A 16,942-nucleotide genomic window follows, 5' to 3' on the forward strand; every position below is an offset into this window, starting at 1 on the left:
GATGCAGCGTGCGTACGGATCGTGAAGTGGACCAGGTTCGACCCGACTTTTCGTGGGGATTCCCGTTCAGTGCGGTGGTCGGTCAGGACCGGTTGCGCCTCGCCCTCATCCTCTGCGCGGTCCACCCCGGTATCGGCGGTGTTCTCGTCCGCGGTGAGAAGGGGACGGCCAAGTCGACGGTGGTCCGTGCTCTCACCGCACTGCTGCCCGCGGTGCACGACGAGAACGGGACGCGCCCGGCGCGACTGATCGAACTGCCGGTCGGAGCCACGGAGGACCGCGTCGTCGGTTCCCTCGATCTCGAGAAGGTCCTGCGCGACGGTGAGCGCGCGTTCCAACCCGGGCTGCTGTCGGCCGCCCATCAGGGTGTCCTGTACGTCGACGAGGTCAATCTTCTGCACGACCATCTGGTCGACGTGCTCCTCGACGCGGCGGCGATGGGCCGCGTTCACATCGAGCGTGACGGCATCTCGCACTCGCACGCCGCCCGATTCGTGCTGGTCGGCACGATGAACCCGGAGGAGGGCGAGCTCCGGCCGCAGCTCCTCGACCGGTTCGGGCTGGCCGTCGACGTCGCCGCGTCGCGGGAGGTGGACGTGCGCATGGAGGTGGTCCGGCGGCGCCTCGACTTCGAGCGTGACCCGGCACGGTTCGCCGAGCGCTACGCCGAGCAGGACGCCGCCCTGGCGGCCGCCATCCTCGAGGCCCGCGACCGGCTCGACTCCGTCGAGCTCGACGACGTCGAGTTGCGCCGAATCTCTTCTCTCTGTGCGTCGTTCGACGTGGACGGCATGCGCGCCGATCTCGTCCTCGCCCGGACCGCGACCGCGCACGCCGCATGGCGGGGCGCAGGCGCCGTCACGGCGGAGGACGTGCGGGTCGCCGCCGAGCTGACCTTGCCGCACCGCCGCCGCCGGGATCCGTTCGACGAACCCGGCCTCGATGAACAGCAGCTCGACGACGCTCTCCGTCAGGCCGACGAAGACGCCAGGTCCGGTGCCGAGGAACCGCCGGAGCAGGAGCCGGGAACTCCGCCCGGCACCCCGCCCGGACCGGACGGCGGGGACACCGACCCCGAGGGGCCCGACGATCCCGACGGGCCCGGAGGCGGCGCTCCGGCACCCCCGGAACGCCCGGCGGGACCGACCGGCACCCAGTTCACCACCAAGCTCCTCGAGGTACCCGGAGTCGGCGAGGGCGCGCCGGGCCGGCGTTCCCGTTCGCGCTCGTCCCGCGGTCGCGCGGTGCGCTCCACCGCCGAACAGGGGCACGGACTCCACCTGGTGGGCACGCTCTTCGCCGCCGCTGAGCGGCAGGTTGCCCGCGGCCGGAGCGCCGGCCGGATGATCCTGGACTCCGCCGATCTGCGCGGGGCGATTCGCGAGGGCCGCGAGGGCAACCTCGTGGTGTTCGTCGTGGACGCGTCCGGGTCGATGGCGGCCCGTGACCGATTGTCCGCCGTGACCGGTGCCGTCGTCTCACTGCTGCGCGACGCCTACCAGCGCCGCGACAAGGTGGCGGTGATCACGGTTCGTGGACGAGCCGCGGAACTGGTTCTGCCGCCCACGTCCTCGGTGGACATCGCCGTCCGTCGCCTGCGCGGAATGAAGACGGGCGGCAAATCCCCACTGGCAGAAGGATTCCTGCGCGCGCGTGAGGTCGTGCTGCGGGAACGTCTCCGCGATCCGCAGCGCCGCGCCCTCGTCGTCGCACTGACCGACGGGCGGGCGACGGGCGGCAAGGACGCACTGCACCGGGCCAAGGTGGCCGCGGGACTGCTCGCCGACAGCTCGGTCGCGTCGGTGGTCGTCGACTGCGAGACCGGCGTGGTCCGGCTCGGGCTGGCCGCGGAGCTGGCCCGCCGGCTGCGGGGCGGCTACGTGCGCCTCGGTGAATTGTCCGCGCAGCAGGTCGCGGGCGTCGTCCGCGCCGCGGCGTGATCCGGACGCGGCTTCGGTAGGGGAGAGAGAAGACACATGCCCAAGGGTGTTCCCGAGAACGTTCCGAACGACGGCCTCACCACACGTCAACGACGCAACGCTCCCGTGCTCGCGGTCCACACCGGACCGGGCAAGGGGAAGTCGACGGCGGCATTCGGCATGGCGCTGCGTGCCTGGAATCAGGGATTCGACGTCGGGGTGTTCCAGTTCGTCAAGAGCGCCAAGTGGAAGGTGGGGGAGGAGGCAGCCTTCCGCGCCCTCGGCCAGCTGCACGAGGACACCGGTGTCGGTGGGTCGGTGCAGTGGCACAAGATGGGCGAGGGCTGGTCGTGGACGCGCAAGCACGGCAGCGAGGAAGACCACGCCGCCGCGGCCGCCGAAGGATGGCGCGAGATCGCCCGCCGGCTGGGGGCCGAGGAACACCGGTTCTACGTGCTGGACGAGTTCACCTATCCCCTGAAGTGGGGGTGGGTGGACGTCGACGAGGTGGTCGAGGTCCTGCAGAACCGGCCCGGCAACCAGCACGTGGTGATCACGGGCCGCGACGCCCCGCAGGCACTGATCGACGCCGCGGATCTGGTGACGGAGATGACCAAGATCAAGCACCCGATGGACGCCGGCCGGAAGGGCCAGCGGGGCATCGAGTGGTGACCACGCTCCCCGCGGCGCCGGCGGTGGTCATCGCCGCTCCCGCATCGGGCAGCGGAAAAACCACTGTCGCAACCGGTTTGGTGGGAGCGCTCCGTGAGTCGGGCTGCACGGTGGCACCGTTCAAGGTCGGCCCCGACTACATCGACCCCGGATATCACGGGCTCGCGGCCGGACGTCCGGGACGCAATCTCGACCCGGTCATGGTGGGCGCGCAGCGGATCGCCCCGCTGTACCGGCACGGCAGTTCGGGATGCGACCTCGCGGTCGTCGAGGGCGTCATGGGCCTGTTCGACGGCAAGATCGACGCCGCGTCGCAGGAACCGTCGGCCGAGGGATCGACGGCCCAGGTGGCGGCACTGCTCGGCGCCCCGGTCGTGCTCGTGGTCGACGCCCGCGGGCACAGCCAGAGCCTGGCCGCGGTCCTGCACGGCTTCTCCACCTACGACACCGGGGTCCGCATCGGCGGTGTGATTCTCAACCGGGTGGGAAGCCCGCGGCACGAACAGGTGCTGCGACAGGCATGCGAGCGCGTCGGGCTCCCCGTGCTCGGTGCCGTGCCGCGGATGGCCGAACTGGAGGTCCCGTCCCGCCACCTCGGGCTGATCCCGGCGGCGGAGCACGGGGCCGACGCGGTGGCCGCCGTCGACGCGATGACCCGATTGGCCGCCCGCCACCTCGACCTGCCTGCCATCCGCGCGCTCGCGTCGTCGGCGGTAGACGGGCCGGTGTGGGACCCCGCCGCCGAGGTCGGGCCGATTCTCCCCGGCCCGCGCCCGGTCGTGGCGATCGCCGGGGGCCGGGCGTTCACGTTCGGGTACGCCGAACACCGCGAACTCCTCGGCGCCGCCGGTGCGGACGTGATCACGTTCGACCCCCTGCACGACGCGTTGCCGCCCGGTACGAGCGGTGTGGTGCTGCCCGGTGGCTTCCCCGAGGAGCACGCCGTCGCGCTCGCGGAAAACTCCGCGCTCCTGACGCAGATCCGCGAACTCGCCACGGCGGGGGCGCCGATCCATGCGGAGTGCGCCGGTCTGCTCTACCTCGCCCGCAGTCTCGACGGGCACGCGATGGCCTCCGTGGTCGGGGTCGACGCCTCGTTCGGGTCCCGTCTCACGCTCGGGTACCGCGAGGCGGTGGCGGTGACGGACTCCATCCTCTTCGCGGCGGGTGAGCGGGTGGTCGGCCACGAGTTCCATCGCACGTCGCTCGCTGCGGCCGAGGCGGACGGCTTCGCGCCGGCCTGGGGCTGGCGGCCCTGGGACGGCGACCCTGCGCGCGAGGGTTTCGTCCGCGGCGGCGTGCACGCCTCGTACCTGCACACGCACCCTGCGGGTCACCCGGAGGCGATCACCCGTTTCGTGGCCGCGGCCCGCACCTTCGCCGCGCATGGGTGACGTCTGCGTCGGCGTCGGATTCCGCGCGGCAGCGAGGAGCACGGACATCCTCGCCGCCGTCCGGCACGTGCTGACGTCCGCGAACCCGGGTCCGGACGCGACACTGGACTGCCTGTGCACCCTCGACCGGAAGGCCGCGGAGCCGGCTGTCCGGGATGCGGCAGCAGCGTTGGGTGTCGCCGTCCGCGGATTCGCCGCGGGGGAACTGGCCGCCGTCGAGGTGGCGAACCCGTCGGACCGCGTGCACTCGGCGACGGGATCGCCGAGCGTCGCAGAAGCGGCGGCGGTGCTCGGAGCGGGCGGCGGGCCCTTGATCGTGACCAAGTGGTCCGCGAATGGCGTCGTCGTCGCGGCAGCCCGTAAAGTTTCGTAGGTTCGAGACGAGACGTGCAGGATTTTCAGGAGAAACGGGGAGAGCGCGTGACTGCTGCCACCGGAGACGAGACCAACTACCTGGTCGGACTCAATTTGGCCGATCGTCGTGTGGTCGTGGTCGGTGGCGGAACAGTGGCACAGCGCAGGCTCGGGCTCCTGATCGCATCGGGTGCGCGGGTGCACCTGATCAGCCGCGCGGTCACGCCGGCGGTCGAGGGAATGGCCACCGCGGGACAGATCACACTGGACCTTCGCGAATACCGGGACGGCGACCTCGCCGACGCCTGGTACGCCATCGCGTGCACAGACGAACCGGACACCAACGCGGCGATCGTCGCCGAGGCCGAGCGGAATCGTGTCTTCTGCGTCCGAGCCGACAACGCCCGCTACGGCACCGCCGTCACACCCGCGAGCGCAAGCTACGACGGGATGAGCATCGGCGTGCTGGCGGGCGGCGACCACCGCCGTTCCGCCGCAGTGCGCACCGCCCTCGTCGAGGGCCTGCAATCCGGTGCGGTCGCCGACACCGCCGACCACCCGGCGGCCGGTGTCGCACTGGTGGGCGGCGGCCCGGGCGACCCCGACCTCATCACCGTCCGCGGCCGGCGACTGCTCGCCCGCGCCGACATCGTGGTCGCCGACCGCCTCGCCCCGCCGGAACTGCTCGCCGAACTGGGCTCCGACGTCGAGGTCATCGACGCCGCGAAGATCCCCTACGGCCGTGCGATGGCGCAGGAGGCGATCAACGCCGCCCTCATCGACGGAGCCAAGGCAGGCAAGTTCGTGGTGCGGCTCAAGGGCGGCGACCCGTACGTGTTCGGCCGCGGCTACGAGGAACTCGAGGCGTGCGCCGCGGCGGGTGTTCCCGTCACGGTCGTCCCCGGCATCACCAGTGCCATCTCGGTGCCGTCGGCCGCCGGCATCCCGGTCACTCATCGAGGCGTCACCCACGAGTTCGTCGTCGTCAGCGGTCACGTCGCCCCCGACCACCCGGATTCCCTCGTCGACTGGCCGGCACTCGCCCGGTTGAAGGGCACGATCGTGTTGCTGATGGCCGTCGAGCGCATCGAGGCGTTCGCGACGGTCCTCATGGAGGGTGGGCGTCCGGTGGACACACCGGTCACGGTCATCCAGGAGGGCACGCTGCGCACGCAGCGCACGGTGCGGGCCGATCTCCAGACCGTCGCCGCCCGGGTGAAGGAAGAGCAGATCCGGCCGCCTGCCATCGTGGTCATCGGGCCGGTGGCCGGGTTTTCTGTGGACGCTGGGTAACGTGAACCCTCGTGTCTGAATCCCGAGTACCCGAAGGCGCGTCGGCGTCGAACAAGTCTGCGGCGAGAGCCACGGTGAATCCGCCCGCTGCCACCCGCGTGATGGGGCTTGCGATCATCGTGCTCAGCGGGCTGCAGATGATGGTGGTCCTCGACGGCACCGTCGCCAACCTGGCGCTCGCGCCGCTGCAAGCCGATCTCGGTCTCAGCGACAGCGGCCGCAACTGGGTGCTGACGTCGTACGCGCTGGCGTTCGGTGGCCTCATGCTCCTCGGCGGACGGCTCGGCGACGCGTTCGGCCGGAAGAAGATGTTCGTCGGCGGTGTCGCCCTGTTCACCGTCGCCTCGCTGCTGTGCGGTCTCGCGGTGGGCGAGTTCATGCTGATCGCCGCCCGGTTCCTTCAGGGTGTCGGCGCCGCGGTGGCGTCCCCGACGGCGCTGGCTCTGGTCGCGACCACGTTCGCCGCCGGCCCTGCGCGTAACCAGGCCATCGCGATCTTCGCGGCCATGACGGGCATCGGGTCGATCGCCGGCCTGATCATCGGCGGCGCCCTCACCGAGGTGTCGTGGCGACTGATCTTCCTCATCAACGTGCCCATCGGCGTCGTCATCGTGGGGTGCGCGTTCGTCGCATTGAAGGAGACCGCGGGCGAGCGCCTGGCCCTCGACGTTCCCGGGGCGGTCCTCGCCACGGTCGCGGCGACGGGCGTCGTGTTCGCGCTCACCGAGGGTCCGGAACTCGGGTGGGGGAGCCCGTACGTGATCGGTGCGCTCGTCGCCGGTCTGCTGCTGTTCTGCGCATTCCTGTACGTCGAACGGACCGCAGACAACCCGCTGCTGCCGTTCTCCCTCTTCCGCGACAAGAACCGGGTGGCGACGCTCGTCGCGATCTTCTTCGCCGGTGCCGTGATGTTCACGGTCGCCGCGTTCGTCGCGTTGTTCGTCCAGGACATCCTCGGCTACAGCCCCCTCGAGGCCGGCCTCGCGTTCATCCCGTTCGCGTTCGGCCTCGGCGGCGCGGCCGCGGTGGCGTCCAAGCTCGCCGTGCGGATCCAGCCCCGGTGGCTCGTGGTCGCCGGCGCCGCGATCATGGTGGTCGGGCTGCTGTACGGCTCGACTCTCGACAGTTCCGCCACCTATCTCGGCAACCTGTTCGTGCCGGTCATCGGTATCGGATTCGGTGTCGGACTCGCCGTCGTCCCGCTCCCGCTGTGCGCCATCGCCGGTGTGTCGGAGACGGAGATCGGTCCGCTCGCCGCCATCGCCCAGGTGGCGCAGACCCTCGGCGGACCCCTCGCCCTCGCCGTCATCGGGGCGATGGCCACCTCACGCACGCTGTCCCTCGGCGGCATCTCCGGCAAGGTCGCCGACATGAATCCGACGCAACTCGAGGCGCTCGGCAACGGGTACACGTTCGCCCTCGTCGGCAGTGCCGGCTGCGCCCTCATCGCGGGACTGGCCGCGCTGTTCATCCGCTTCACCCCGCAACAGGTCGCGCAGGCGCAGGCCGCCGAGAAGGCCGCGCAGCAGGGGTGAACGCGGTCCGGTCCGGTTTCGGCCCGGTTGTCGGAGTCCGTCTATAGCATCCGGTCATGGACTACAAAATCGAGCTGATCATTCTGCCGGTGTCCGACGTGGACCGGGCCAAGGCGTTCTACGCCGACCAGGTCGGCTTCGTCGTCGACCACGACCACCGCGTGAACGAGAACGTTCGGTTCGTCCAGCTGACGCCGCCCGGGTCGGCGTGCTCGATCGCTGTCGGCGAGGGCCTGGTCGACACGCCGCCCGGCTCGGTGCACGGGTTGCAGATCGTCATCGACGACGCCGACGCCGCCCACGCCGAGCTGTCCGCCCGCGGCGTTCCCGTCAGCGACGTACAGGACCTGGCGTGGGGGCGCTTCGTGTACTTTGCCGACCCCGACGGCAACGAGTGGGCGCTGCAGCAGCTTCCGCCGCGCAGCTGACGCGCGGCGGGTAGCGGAAATCGGCCTGCCCTCGCGCGACGAGCGGGGCATGATTGTCCTGTGGTCACGCCCTCCCGCACGTCCGTCACGGGGGCAGCCGCGGTGGGCCTGCTCCTCGCTGCCTGCGTAGCCGGGGGATCGGCCGCCGCCGCGCCTGCATCCGACGCACCGGATCCTCGCGTCGGTCCGCTGTTCCTGGCCGGCACGCCCATCCACGTCTGCACCGGATCGGTTCTGGACAGCGCGGACGGCGACCTCGTCCTCACCGCCGCGCACTGCATCGCGGGGTCCGGCGGCGCGCTGTCGTTCGCACCCGGATTCGACCGCGGCGTGGCCCCGTTCGGACTGTGGACGGTGTCCCAGATCTACGTCGACCCCGCATGGCTGGAGTCGCAGGACCCGGAGCACGACTACGCCGTGCTCCGGGTGGCCCCGAGCGGAACCACCGTGCCGGCGGCCGTCGAATCGGTGGTCGGTGGGGGATTCGAGTTGGCGTCCGCGCCGGAACCCGCGACCACCGTGGCGGTGACCGGCTATCCGACCCTCGGGGACGGTCCGGTGTCGTGCACCGCCGCGACCACGTCGACGGACAGCTATCCGACGGTGGTCTGCGACGGTCTCGGCGAGGGAACGAGTGGAGGCCCGTGGGTCGTGGGTTCGCGGGTCGTCGCCCTCGTCGGAGGCCTCGACCACGGCGGGTGCACCGACTCGGTGTCCTACTCGCCGACGTTCGGTTCCGGAACGCTCGCCCTGCTGGACCGCGCGGAGCGCCGTGATGCCGGCGACTCGACACCGTTCGCCCTCGCCGGCGCCTGCACCCGATCCTGACGAACCGGGTCAGCGCGGGGCAGGCCGGTACCGGCGGACGGGCCTGCCGGCGCCCCCGTATTCGAGCCGGACCTCCAGCAGTCCCTCGGACAGGTAGTGCTCGAGGTAACGGCGCACACTGACCCGGGACAGTCCGGCGAGTTCGGCGCATTCGGTCGACGACAGCTCGCCCTTCGACCGCAGGATGTCGAGCACCAGGCGCCCGGTTTCGGCGCTGAGCCCCTTCGGGAGCCGGCTCGGTTCCGGATTCTTGCCCTTGCCGCCGAACAGGGAGTCGATCAGGGATTGGTCTGCGCCGGACTGTGATTCGAGGGCCCGGGCACGGCGGCGGAAGTTCTCGAGTTTCTCCTGCAGCTGCGTGTAGTCGAACGGTTTGACCAGATAATCGGAGGCGCCGCCGTGCAGTGCGCGGCTGACGGTGTCGATCTCCCTGGCGGCGGTGATCATGATGACGCCGACGGCGTTGCCCTCCGCACGCAGTCGTTGCAGGACGTCGAGGCCGGACATGTCCGGCAGGTACACGTCGAGGAGCACGAGGTCGGGGTGTGCGGTCCGCACCGATTCGAGGGCCTCGGCGGCGGTCCGCGCCACCCCGACGGTGGTGAACCCCGGTGTCTTGTCGACGAATCGGCGGTGGATCTCCGCGACCATGAAGTCGTCGTCGACGACCAGGACCTCATACATCGCCACGCCGTCCCGTCATGATCGGAGAGTCTAGCTACGCGGCACGTGGACGGTGAACAAGGCACCGCCGGTGCCGGGTGCGTCCGAGACGGCCGCGGACCCGCCGTGCTGGGAGCTGACGAGACGCACCAGGGCGAGCCCGATTCCGCGGCCACCGGGGGTGCCCGGCTTCGAGGTGACACCGCGCGAGAAGATCTCCTCCCGCATCGTCTCGGGAACTCCGGGGCCGGAATCGGCGACCTCGATGAGGATGCCGTCGTCGTCGGTGATCCGGATCGAGATCCGCGCGTCCCGGCCGCCCTCGGACACGTCGACGGCATTGTCGATGAGGTTGCCGAGGACGGTGATCACGTCGGTGGCGAGTTCGGGGTCGAGGGCGTGTAGGTGCGAGTCGGGTTCCAATGTCAGCGACACCCCGGTCTCGGCGGCGAGCGACGTCTTCGCGATCAGCAGCGCGGCGACAGCCGGATCCGAGATGCGTTGCGTGACAGCATCACTGATCTCCGCTCGGCGGCGGGTGAGGGTGCCGACGAAGTCGGTGACGGCGTCGTAATCACCGAGCTGCGTCAGACCCGAGATCGTGTGCAGCTGGTTGGCGAACTCGTGCGTCTGCGCCCGCAGGGTGTCTGTGACACTCTTGTGCGAGGACAGCTGGCTCTGCATGGATGCCAGTTCGGTGCTGTCGCGCATCGTGGTGACGGTGCCGATCTTGTGCCCCTGGCTGGTGGCCGCGCGCCGGCTCAGCGCGAGCATGCGCGACGACGTCGACAACACCACGTCGCGGCCGTCCTCCCCGTTGAGGAGGTACTGCCGGACGGCGGGGTCGAGCGCGACGTCGTCGACGTGCCGGCCGACGGCGTCGTCGGTGAGGTCGAGCAGTTCCTGGGCGCTGTCGTTGAGCACGGTGATCACCCCGTCGGGGTTCACCGCGACCACACCCTCGCGGATGCTGTGCAAGAGGGCCTCGCGATGGTCGGCAAGGCTTGCGATCTCGGCGATTTCGAGTCCACGGGTGTGGGTCTTGATCCGGCGGGACAGCAGCCACGAGCCGAGAAGCCCGAGACCGGCGCCGATTCCGAGATACAACAGCAGGCGCGCCCCCGCGCTGCTGAGCAGGTCCCAGACGGACGGGTAGTCGTCGCTGACGGTCACGACCGCGAGGACGTCCCCGGTGGCGGACAGGATCGGGACGTGACCGACGATGGCGCGGCGTCCGTCGACGTCCACGTCGCCCGACCAGGCCCGCCCGGTCATCACATCGCTGGCGCCGAGTTCCGCGGGCGCCCCGAGCCGCGTCGGATCGGACGACACGGTCACCGCCCCGTTCGGCGCGACGATCTCGGCGAGTGTGGCGCCCGACAGGTTGACGGCGCGATCGACCTCCGGCGCCAGCACGCGCTCGACCGAGCGGTCCGACAGCTGGTCGCGCACCACCGGCGTCGACGCCACGTTCTCGGCCACCGCGATCATGCGCTGCCCCTGGAGGTCGCGGAACTCCACGGTCGACTGGTGGACCGACACGGCGGCAACCGCGAGCAGCACGACGCCGACGACGACGAGCTGGAGGAGCAGGACCTGGCCCGCGAGGCTACGCACGCGGGGATGAAGTGGTGACCACAATGAACTTAAGTTCCGTTTCGTTCGCATAGGTGACGTACATCACCCCTGAGGTTCAGTATTGCGGAAGATCACATTCATGGCGAAATGAGGAACGATGTCGAGAACAGGTAGCGGGAGCAGGGTACGCGCGCTGCTCCTGCTCGCGCTCGTAGGCCTCCTCGTGGCCGGCTGCGGGATCACCCGCGGCGAGGACGAGGGCCTGCACAGAGTGCGGATGATGGTTCCGAACAGTCCGGGCGGCGGCTACGACCTCACGGCGCGGACCGCGGTGAAGATCATGGAAGACGAGGGCATCACCGGCCGCGTCGAGGTCTTCAACGTGATCGGCGCAGGTGGAACGGTCGCAATGGCCAGGCTGATGAACGAGGCCGGCAACGACGACCTCATGATGATGATGGGCCTGGGTGTCGTCGGCGCCGGCTACACCAACGGATCCACCGCACGCGTCTCCGAGGCCACCGCGCTGGCCAAGGTGGTCGAGGAGCAGGAGGGCATCCTCGTGCCCGCGGATTCGCCGCTGCAGACCATCGACGACTTCGTGGCCGCATGGCGCGCCGACCCGGCGTCGATCACCATCGGCGGCGGTTCCTCGCCCGGCGGCCCGGACCACCTGTTTCCGATGGAGACGGCGCGCGCGGTGGGAGTGGACCCGAACGCGGTGAACTACGTGTCCTACGACGGCGGCGGCGACCTGCTGACGGCCCTTCTCGGCCAGAAGATCACCGCAGGCACGTCGGGACTCGGCGAGTACGTCGACCAGATCGAGGCCGGCCAGGTCCGGGTCCTCGCGGTGTCGGGGAACGAGCGGGTCGAGGGTATCGACGCGCCGACGCTCACGGAGGCCGGCGTGGACCTGACCTTCACCAACTGGCGGGGAATCTTGGCGCCGCCCGGACTGTCCGACGGCGCCAAGGCCGACATGGTCGAGGCGCTCCAAAAGTTGCACGACACACCGGAATGGAAGGAGGCCCTGGTGAAGAACGGTTGGAGTGACGCCTTCACGACGGGACCGGAGTTCGAGCAGTTCCTCCGGGACCAGGACGAGCGGGTCTCGTCCACCCTGGCCGAATTGGGGCTGACATGACCGCGCCCGCAGAACCGTCCGCCGTCTCCGCGGACACGGCCCCGGCGCCGAAGCGGCGGGACTACGCACAGTTCATCGTCTGCGCGGTGATGGCCGTGGTCGGGGTCTTCCTCATCGTCGACGCACTGTCGCTGAGCGAAGGTTTCGCGAAGGTCGACCCGGTGGGCCCGCGACTGTTCCCGCTCGTCATCGGCGGTGGACTGCTGGTCTTCGCCGTGGTGCTGGCCGTCGCGATCCTGAGGGGCTCCACCGGGGAAGCCGACAGCGGCGAGGACGTCGATCCGGACTCGCCGGGTGACTGGAAGACGGTGGGACTGCTCGTCGGGTTGTTCGTGGTGACCATCGCGCTCGTCGACTTCCTGGGCTGGGCGATCATCGGCACCGTCCTGTTCGCCGGGGCCGCAACCATTCTGGGCAGCCGGCACTGGGTGCGGAACATCGCGATCGGGGCCGTGCTCGGATTCGGCAGCTTCTACGCGTTCTACGTCGGGCTCGGAATACCGCTGCCCGCAGGCATTCTGGACGGAATTCTCTGACATGGACAATTTGAACTGGCTGCTGCAGGGGTTCGAGCAAGCAGCCACCCCCATGAATCTGCTGTATGCGTGCATCGGCGTCCTCCTCGGCACGGCGGTCGGCGTCCTCCCGGGCATCGGACCGGCCATGACCGTGGCCCTCCTGCTGCCCGTCACCTACAACGTCAGCCCGAGCGCCGCGTTCATCATGTTCGCCGGCATCTACTACGGCGGCATGTACGGCGGGTCGACGACGTCGATCCTGCTGAACACACCGGGGGAGTCGTCGTCGGTGATCACGGCGATCGAGGGCAACAAGATGGCGAAAGCCGGCAGGGCCGCGCAGGCCCTGGCGACCGCCGCGATCGGGTCGTTCGTCGCCGGGTCGATCGGCACGATGCTCCTGGTGCTGTTCGCGCCCATGGTGTCGAGTTTCGCGGTCACCCTCGGAGCCCCGTCCTACCTCGCGATCATGCTGCTCGCCCTCGTGGCCGTCACGGCCGTCCTCGGAACCTCGAAGCTCCGCGGATGCATCTCGCTGCTGCTCGGTCTCGCGATCGGATTGGTCGGCATCGACTTCCTCACCGGCCAGCCGCGTGCCACGTTCGGCATCCCGCAGCTGTCCGACGGGATCGACATCGTCGTCGTCGCGGTCGCCGTGTTCGCACTCGGTGAGGCGCTCTGGGTGGCCGCTCACCTCCGCCGCAAGCCGGCCGAGGTCATTCCCGTCGGCAGGCCGTGGATGGGCAAGAAGGACTGGAAGCGTTCGTGGAAACCGTGGTTGCGGGGTACCGCCTACGGGTTCCCGTTCGGCGCACTACCCGCAGGCGGCGCCGAACTGCCCACCTTCCTCTCCTACATCACCGAGAAGAAACTGTCGAAGCACAAGGACGAATTCGGCAAGGGCGCCATCGAAGGTGTCGCCGGGCCGGAGGCGGCCAACAACGCGTCGGCGGCGGGCACACTCGTGCCGATGCTGTCGCTGGGTCTGCCGACCAACGCCACGGCCGCGGTCATGCTGACGGCCTTCGTGTCGTACGGAATCCAGCCGGGCCCGACACTGTTCGAGAAGGAACCGCTGCTGATCTGGACGCTGATCGCGAGCCTGTTCATCGGCAACTTCCTGCTCCTGGTGCTCAATCTTCCGCTCGCACCGCTGTGGGCGAAGCTGCTCCGCACACCGCGGCCCTACCTCTACGCGGGCATCCTGTTCTTCGCCGCGCTGGGCGCGTTCGCCGTCAACCTCCAGTGGCTCGACCTCGCGCTGCTGCTGACGTTCGGGCTGATGGGTCTGATGATGCGGAGGTTCGGGCTGCCGGTGCTGCCGTTGATCATCGGCGTCATCCTCGGACCGCGCATCGAACGGCAACTGCGGCAGAGCCTGCAGCTCGGTGGCGGTGACTGGGGCAGCCTGTTCACCGAGCCCGTCGCGATCATCGTCTATATCGTGATCGCAGTGCTCCTCATCGCACCCCTCGTCGCCAAGGTCGTCCGCGCGCACTACCCCGTCGCGTCGCCCGATTTCCCCGACGGACCGGCCGGTGGCGACTCCACCGACACCAGAGAGAAGGCACACGCATGATCGTCGTCGGATACACCCCCGATCAGTTCGGAGGGGCCGCCCTCGAACACGGCGTCGCGGAGGCGCAGCTGCGCGGGACGTCGCTGCTCGTGATCAACACCTCGAAGGGCGACTCCCTCGCCGACCAGTCGTTCGCCGACAACGCGCACCTCCAGGAACTCGAAGGCAAGCTGGCCGCGAGCGGGGTCGACCACGAGGTCCGGCAGATCGTGGGAGACGAGACCGTCGACGTGATTCTCGAGGCCATGACGGCGCCCAGCGCGGAACTGCTCGTGATCGGCATCCGCGACCGCACCCCGGTCGGGAAGCTCCTGATGGGCAGCACCGCCCAGCGCCTGCTGCTGTCCTGCCGCAAACCGGTCCTGGCCGTCAAGCCCGAATAAAGCCCCTGTGAGTACTTATCAACCGCGGGCGGTTGATAAGTACTCACAGGTCAGTCGGTGAGGATGATCAGCTCGCGGTCCGACGCCACCTCGACGCGCAGGCCGGCCTTCGCCGCCACCCGTGCCACCCCGCGCACGTCCTGGGGTTCGGCGCGGGAGACGGTGAGCGCACGTGCCAGCAGACCCTTGTGGTGCTTGTTGAAATGACTGACGACGGTGCGGGTGCCGTCCGGCTTCTCGGTGAGGACGGTGGCGATCACGGCCTCGGGGATCGGTCCGAGTTGCTGGTACGTCCCCGACCGCAGGTCGACGACGAGACCGTCCGCTTCCGCGGCGATCGCCCGGCTCAGTTCCGGCTTCCACAATGCCCGGAGAGTGCCCATCCCGGGAAGCTTCGATCCGCCCGACAGCCGGTAGGCGGGGATCAGATCACCCGCGCGCACCGCACCGAACAGCGCGGACCCCATCGCCAGCCGCGACAGCGCCTTGGACTTCTGGGCCTTGGTGAACGACTTCGCGTCGAGCGCGTCGAACAGCACACCGGTGTAGCGCTCGAGTGCGGGCCGGGTGGGGGAAACCCACAGTTTGGCGTTCCGCTCGATCTCGTCGGCCTGGGTGGGGCCGAGGCCGAGCGCGAGCTGCGACGCCTCCCCGTCCGCCGCCAGCGCGACCAGCGCCTGGACCAGCACTTCGCGGGTTTCGGTGAGCTGCGGCATCGACAGCTCGGCCAGGTCGAGGGGCGCGTCGGCGCCGCCGTCGGACTTGGTTTCGGAGGGAGGAAGTAGCACCAGCACGCACGAAACCCTACCGACGCGCCCGGCCCTGTCCCAGCCGACTATTCTGATATCCCGTGATTACCCGCCTGTCCCACCTGTTCCTCCGCACTCTGCGCGACGACCCCGCCGACGCCGAGGTCCCCAGCCACAAGCTGCTCGTCCGCGCCGGTTACGTGCGTCGCATCGCGCCCGGCGTCTACTCGTGGTTGCCGCTGGGTCTGCGCGTGCTGCGTGAGGTCGAGCGGGTGGTGCGGGAAGAGATGAACGGCATCGGTGCCCAGGAGATCTCCCTGCCCGCGCTCCTGCCGCGCGAACCGTACGAGGCGTCCAACCGCTGGACCGAGTACGGCGACGGACTGTTCCGCCTGAAGGACCGCAAGGGCGGCGACTACCTGCTCGGCCCCACCCACGAGGAACTGTTCGCGCTCACCGTCAAGGGCGAGTACAACTCGTACAAGGATTTCCCGGTCACCCTGTACCAGGTGCAGACCAAGTACCGCGACGAGGAGCGCCCGCGGGCCGGCATTCTCCGCGGCCGCGAGTTCGTCATGAAGGACTCGTACTCCTTCGACCTCACCGACGAAGGACTCACCGAGTCGTACCGGGCGCACCGCGACGCCTACGAGCGGATCTTCAGCCGGCTCGGCGTGAAGTACGTGATCGTGTCGGCGACGTCCGGTGCGATGGGTGGCAGCGCGTCGGAGGAGTTCCTCGCCGAGAGCGAGATCGGTGAGGACACCTACGTCCGCTGCCTCGAGTCGGGCTACGCCGCCAACGTCGAGGCCGTGAAGACGCTGGCTCCCGAGCCGGTGCCGTTCGACGGTCTGCCCGCCGCGAAGGTGCACGACACCCCGGACACCCCCACGATTGCGACGCTCGTCGACTGGGCCAACGGCGCCGACCTGGGCTGGACCGTCACCGCCGCGGACACCCTGAAGAACATCCTGGTCAAGACCCGGCAGCCCGGTGGCAAGTGGGAACTGCTCGGCATCGGTGTTCCCGGCGACCGTGAGGTGGACGACAAGCGTCTCGGTGCCTCCCTCGAGCCCGCGGAGTTCGAGCTGCTCACCGAGGCCGACTTCGCGGCCAACCCCTTCCTGGTCAAGGGCTATATCGGACCGAAGGCGCTGCAAGCCAACGGCGTTCGTTTCCTCGTCGACCCGCGCATCGTCGACGGCACCAGCTGGATCACCGGAGCCGACGAGAAGGGCAAGCACGTGGTGGGGCTCGTCGCGGGCCGCGACTTCACCCCGGACGGCACCATCGAGGCCGCCGAGGTCCGCGACGGCGACCCGTCCCCCGACGGCGCCGGTGCGCTCGTCGCGGCCCGCGGCATCGAGATCGGTCACGTCTTCCAGCTCGGCCGCAAGTACACCGACGTGTTCTCCGTGGACGTGCTCGGCGAGAACGGCAAGCCCGTCCGCCCGACCATGGGCTCCTACGGCGTGGGCGTCTCCCGCCTCGTCGCCGTGATCGCGGAACAGCACCACGACGAGAAGGGCCTCCGCTGGCCGGCCGAGGTGTCGCCCGCCGACGTGCACGTGGTGATCGCCAACAAGGACGAGACGGCCCGGGAAGGCGCCGAGGGGCTCGCCGCCGAACTCGACAAGGCCGGTCTCGAGGTGATCCTCGACGATCGCAAGGCGTCGCCCGGCGTGAAGTTCAAGGACTCCGAACTGCTCGGTGTCCCGCTCGTCGTGGTCGTCGGCCGCGGCTGGGGCGAGGGCAAGGTGGAGGTCCGCGACCGCTTCACCGGCGAGAGCCGCGAGGTGGCCGCCGAGTCCGCGCTGAGCGAGATCGTCGAGACCGTCAGGGGCTGATCAAACCGCCCCACGCCTTTCGTCCGGACTGTTAGCTTGGCCTGACACGTCCGGA

16 protein-coding genes are annotated in these 16,942 nt (G+C 69.7%); 13 read left to right on the top strand and 3 right to left on the bottom strand.

The window, feature by feature from the left end; translation table 11 throughout:
• The first annotated feature begins 26 nt into the window (after positions 1–26).
• The 8 genes from ACLIVD_RS14985 to ACLIVD_RS15020 all read left to right on the top strand — a co-directional run bounded on the left by ACLIVD_RS14985 (position 27) and on the right by ACLIVD_RS15020 (position 8,423).
• Positions 27–1,940, top strand: a complete 1,914-nt coding sequence (locus ACLIVD_RS14985; RefSeq protein ID WP_491932635.1) for a magnesium chelatase subunit D family protein — start codon at positions 27–29, stop codon at positions 1,938–1,940.
• A gap of 36 nt (positions 1,941–1,976) precedes the next feature.
• Positions 1,977–2,591, top strand: a complete 615-nt coding sequence (gene cobO, locus ACLIVD_RS14990; RefSeq protein ID WP_009479778.1) for a cob(I)yrinic acid a,c-diamide adenosyltransferase — start codon at positions 1,977–1,979, stop codon at positions 2,589–2,591.
• Positions 2,585–3,985 (top strand): cobyrinic acid a,c-diamide synthase CobB, encoded by a 1,401-nt coding sequence (locus ACLIVD_RS14995; RefSeq protein WP_491932636.1) that lies wholly within the window; start codon positions 2,585–2,587, stop codon positions 3,983–3,985. Before cobO ends, ACLIVD_RS14995 begins: the two co-directional genes overlap by 7 nt.
• Positions 3,978–4,358 carry a cobalamin biosynthesis protein gene (locus tag ACLIVD_RS15000; RefSeq protein WP_477954266.1) on the top strand — a complete coding sequence of 127 codons (381 nt, stop codon included), beginning with the start codon at positions 3,978–3,980 and terminating at the stop codon, positions 4,356–4,358. Before ACLIVD_RS14995 ends, ACLIVD_RS15000 begins: the two co-directional genes overlap by 8 nt.
• Positions 4,359–4,405: 47 nt before the next feature.
• Positions 4,406–5,632, top strand: a complete 1,227-nt coding sequence (cobA, locus tag ACLIVD_RS15005; RefSeq protein ID WP_491932637.1) for a uroporphyrinogen-III C-methyltransferase — start codon at positions 4,406–4,408, stop codon at positions 5,630–5,632.
• Positions 5,633–5,733: 101 nt separating this feature from the next.
• A complete protein-coding gene (locus ACLIVD_RS15010) occupies positions 5,734–7,167 on the top strand; it encodes an MFS transporter (protein ID WP_491932882.1) in 1,434 nt (477 codons plus the stop codon).
• 56 nt (positions 7,168–7,223) lie between these two features.
• The gene (locus ACLIVD_RS15015) at positions 7,224–7,595 is read left to right on the top strand and encodes a glyoxalase superfamily protein (protein ID WP_105419330.1); all 372 of its coding nucleotides are present in this window, start codon (positions 7,224–7,226) and stop codon (positions 7,593–7,595) included.
• Between the two features lie 60 nt (positions 7,596–7,655).
• On the top strand, positions 7,656–8,423 hold the full coding sequence (locus ACLIVD_RS15020) for a trypsin-like serine peptidase (protein WP_280784624.1): 768 nt from the start codon (positions 7,656–7,658) through the stop codon (positions 8,421–8,423).
• A gap of 9 nt (positions 8,424–8,432) precedes the next feature.
• Here the strand turns inward: ACLIVD_RS15020 and ACLIVD_RS15025 are convergent, their stop codons facing one another.
• Positions 8,433–9,107, bottom strand: coding sequence for a response regulator (locus tag ACLIVD_RS15025; RefSeq protein ID WP_025432363.1), 675 nt, complete (start codon positions 9,105–9,107; stop codon positions 8,433–8,435).
• Positions 9,108–9,137: 30 nt separating this feature from the next.
• Complete coding sequence (locus tag ACLIVD_RS15030; protein WP_491932639.1) at positions 9,138–10,754, bottom strand: sensor histidine kinase; 1,617 nt, start codon at positions 10,752–10,754, stop codon at positions 9,138–9,140.
• 67 nt (positions 10,755–10,821) lie between these two features.
• Here ACLIVD_RS15030 and ACLIVD_RS15035 point away from each other — a divergent pair, with 67 nt between their 5' ends.
• The 4 genes from ACLIVD_RS15035 to ACLIVD_RS15050 are packed head-to-tail and all read left to right on the top strand — an operon-like array spanning position 10,822 to position 14,291.
• On the top strand, positions 10,822–11,811 hold the full coding sequence (locus ACLIVD_RS15035) for a Bug family tripartite tricarboxylate transporter substrate binding protein (protein WP_491932640.1): 990 nt from the start codon (positions 10,822–10,824) through the stop codon (positions 11,809–11,811).
• Positions 11,808–12,347 (top strand): tripartite tricarboxylate transporter TctB family protein, encoded by a 540-nt coding sequence (locus ACLIVD_RS15040; RefSeq protein ID WP_280784627.1) that lies wholly within the window; start codon positions 11,808–11,810, stop codon positions 12,345–12,347. The genes ACLIVD_RS15035 and ACLIVD_RS15040 overlap by 4 nt, the downstream gene beginning before the upstream one ends.
• A gap of 1 nt (position 12,348) precedes the next feature.
• Positions 12,349–13,908, top strand: a complete 1,560-nt coding sequence (locus ACLIVD_RS15045) for a tripartite tricarboxylate transporter permease (RefSeq protein WP_280784628.1) — start codon at positions 12,349–12,351, stop codon at positions 13,906–13,908.
• Complete coding sequence (locus ACLIVD_RS15050; protein WP_037245669.1) at positions 13,905–14,291, top strand: universal stress protein; 387 nt, start codon at positions 13,905–13,907, stop codon at positions 14,289–14,291. The genes ACLIVD_RS15045 and ACLIVD_RS15050 overlap by 4 nt, the downstream gene beginning before the upstream one ends.
• Positions 14,292–14,341: 50 nt before the next feature.
• On the opposite strand, the gene yaaA is transcribed toward ACLIVD_RS15050, so the two are convergent.
• On the bottom strand, positions 14,342–15,085 hold the full coding sequence (gene yaaA / locus ACLIVD_RS15055; protein WP_283334759.1) for a peroxide stress protein YaaA: 744 nt from the start codon (positions 15,083–15,085) through the stop codon (positions 14,342–14,344).
• Between the two features lie 56 nt (positions 15,086–15,141).
• Between yaaA and ACLIVD_RS15060 the strand changes: the two genes are divergently transcribed.
• On the top strand, positions 15,142–16,887 hold the full coding sequence (locus ACLIVD_RS15060) for a proline--tRNA ligase (protein ID WP_491932641.1): 1,746 nt from the start codon (positions 15,142–15,144) through the stop codon (positions 16,885–16,887).
• Positions 16,888–16,942: the final 55 nt, after the last annotated feature.

The sequence above is a fragment of the Rhodococcus sp. G6(2025) genome, assembly GCF_058628105.1.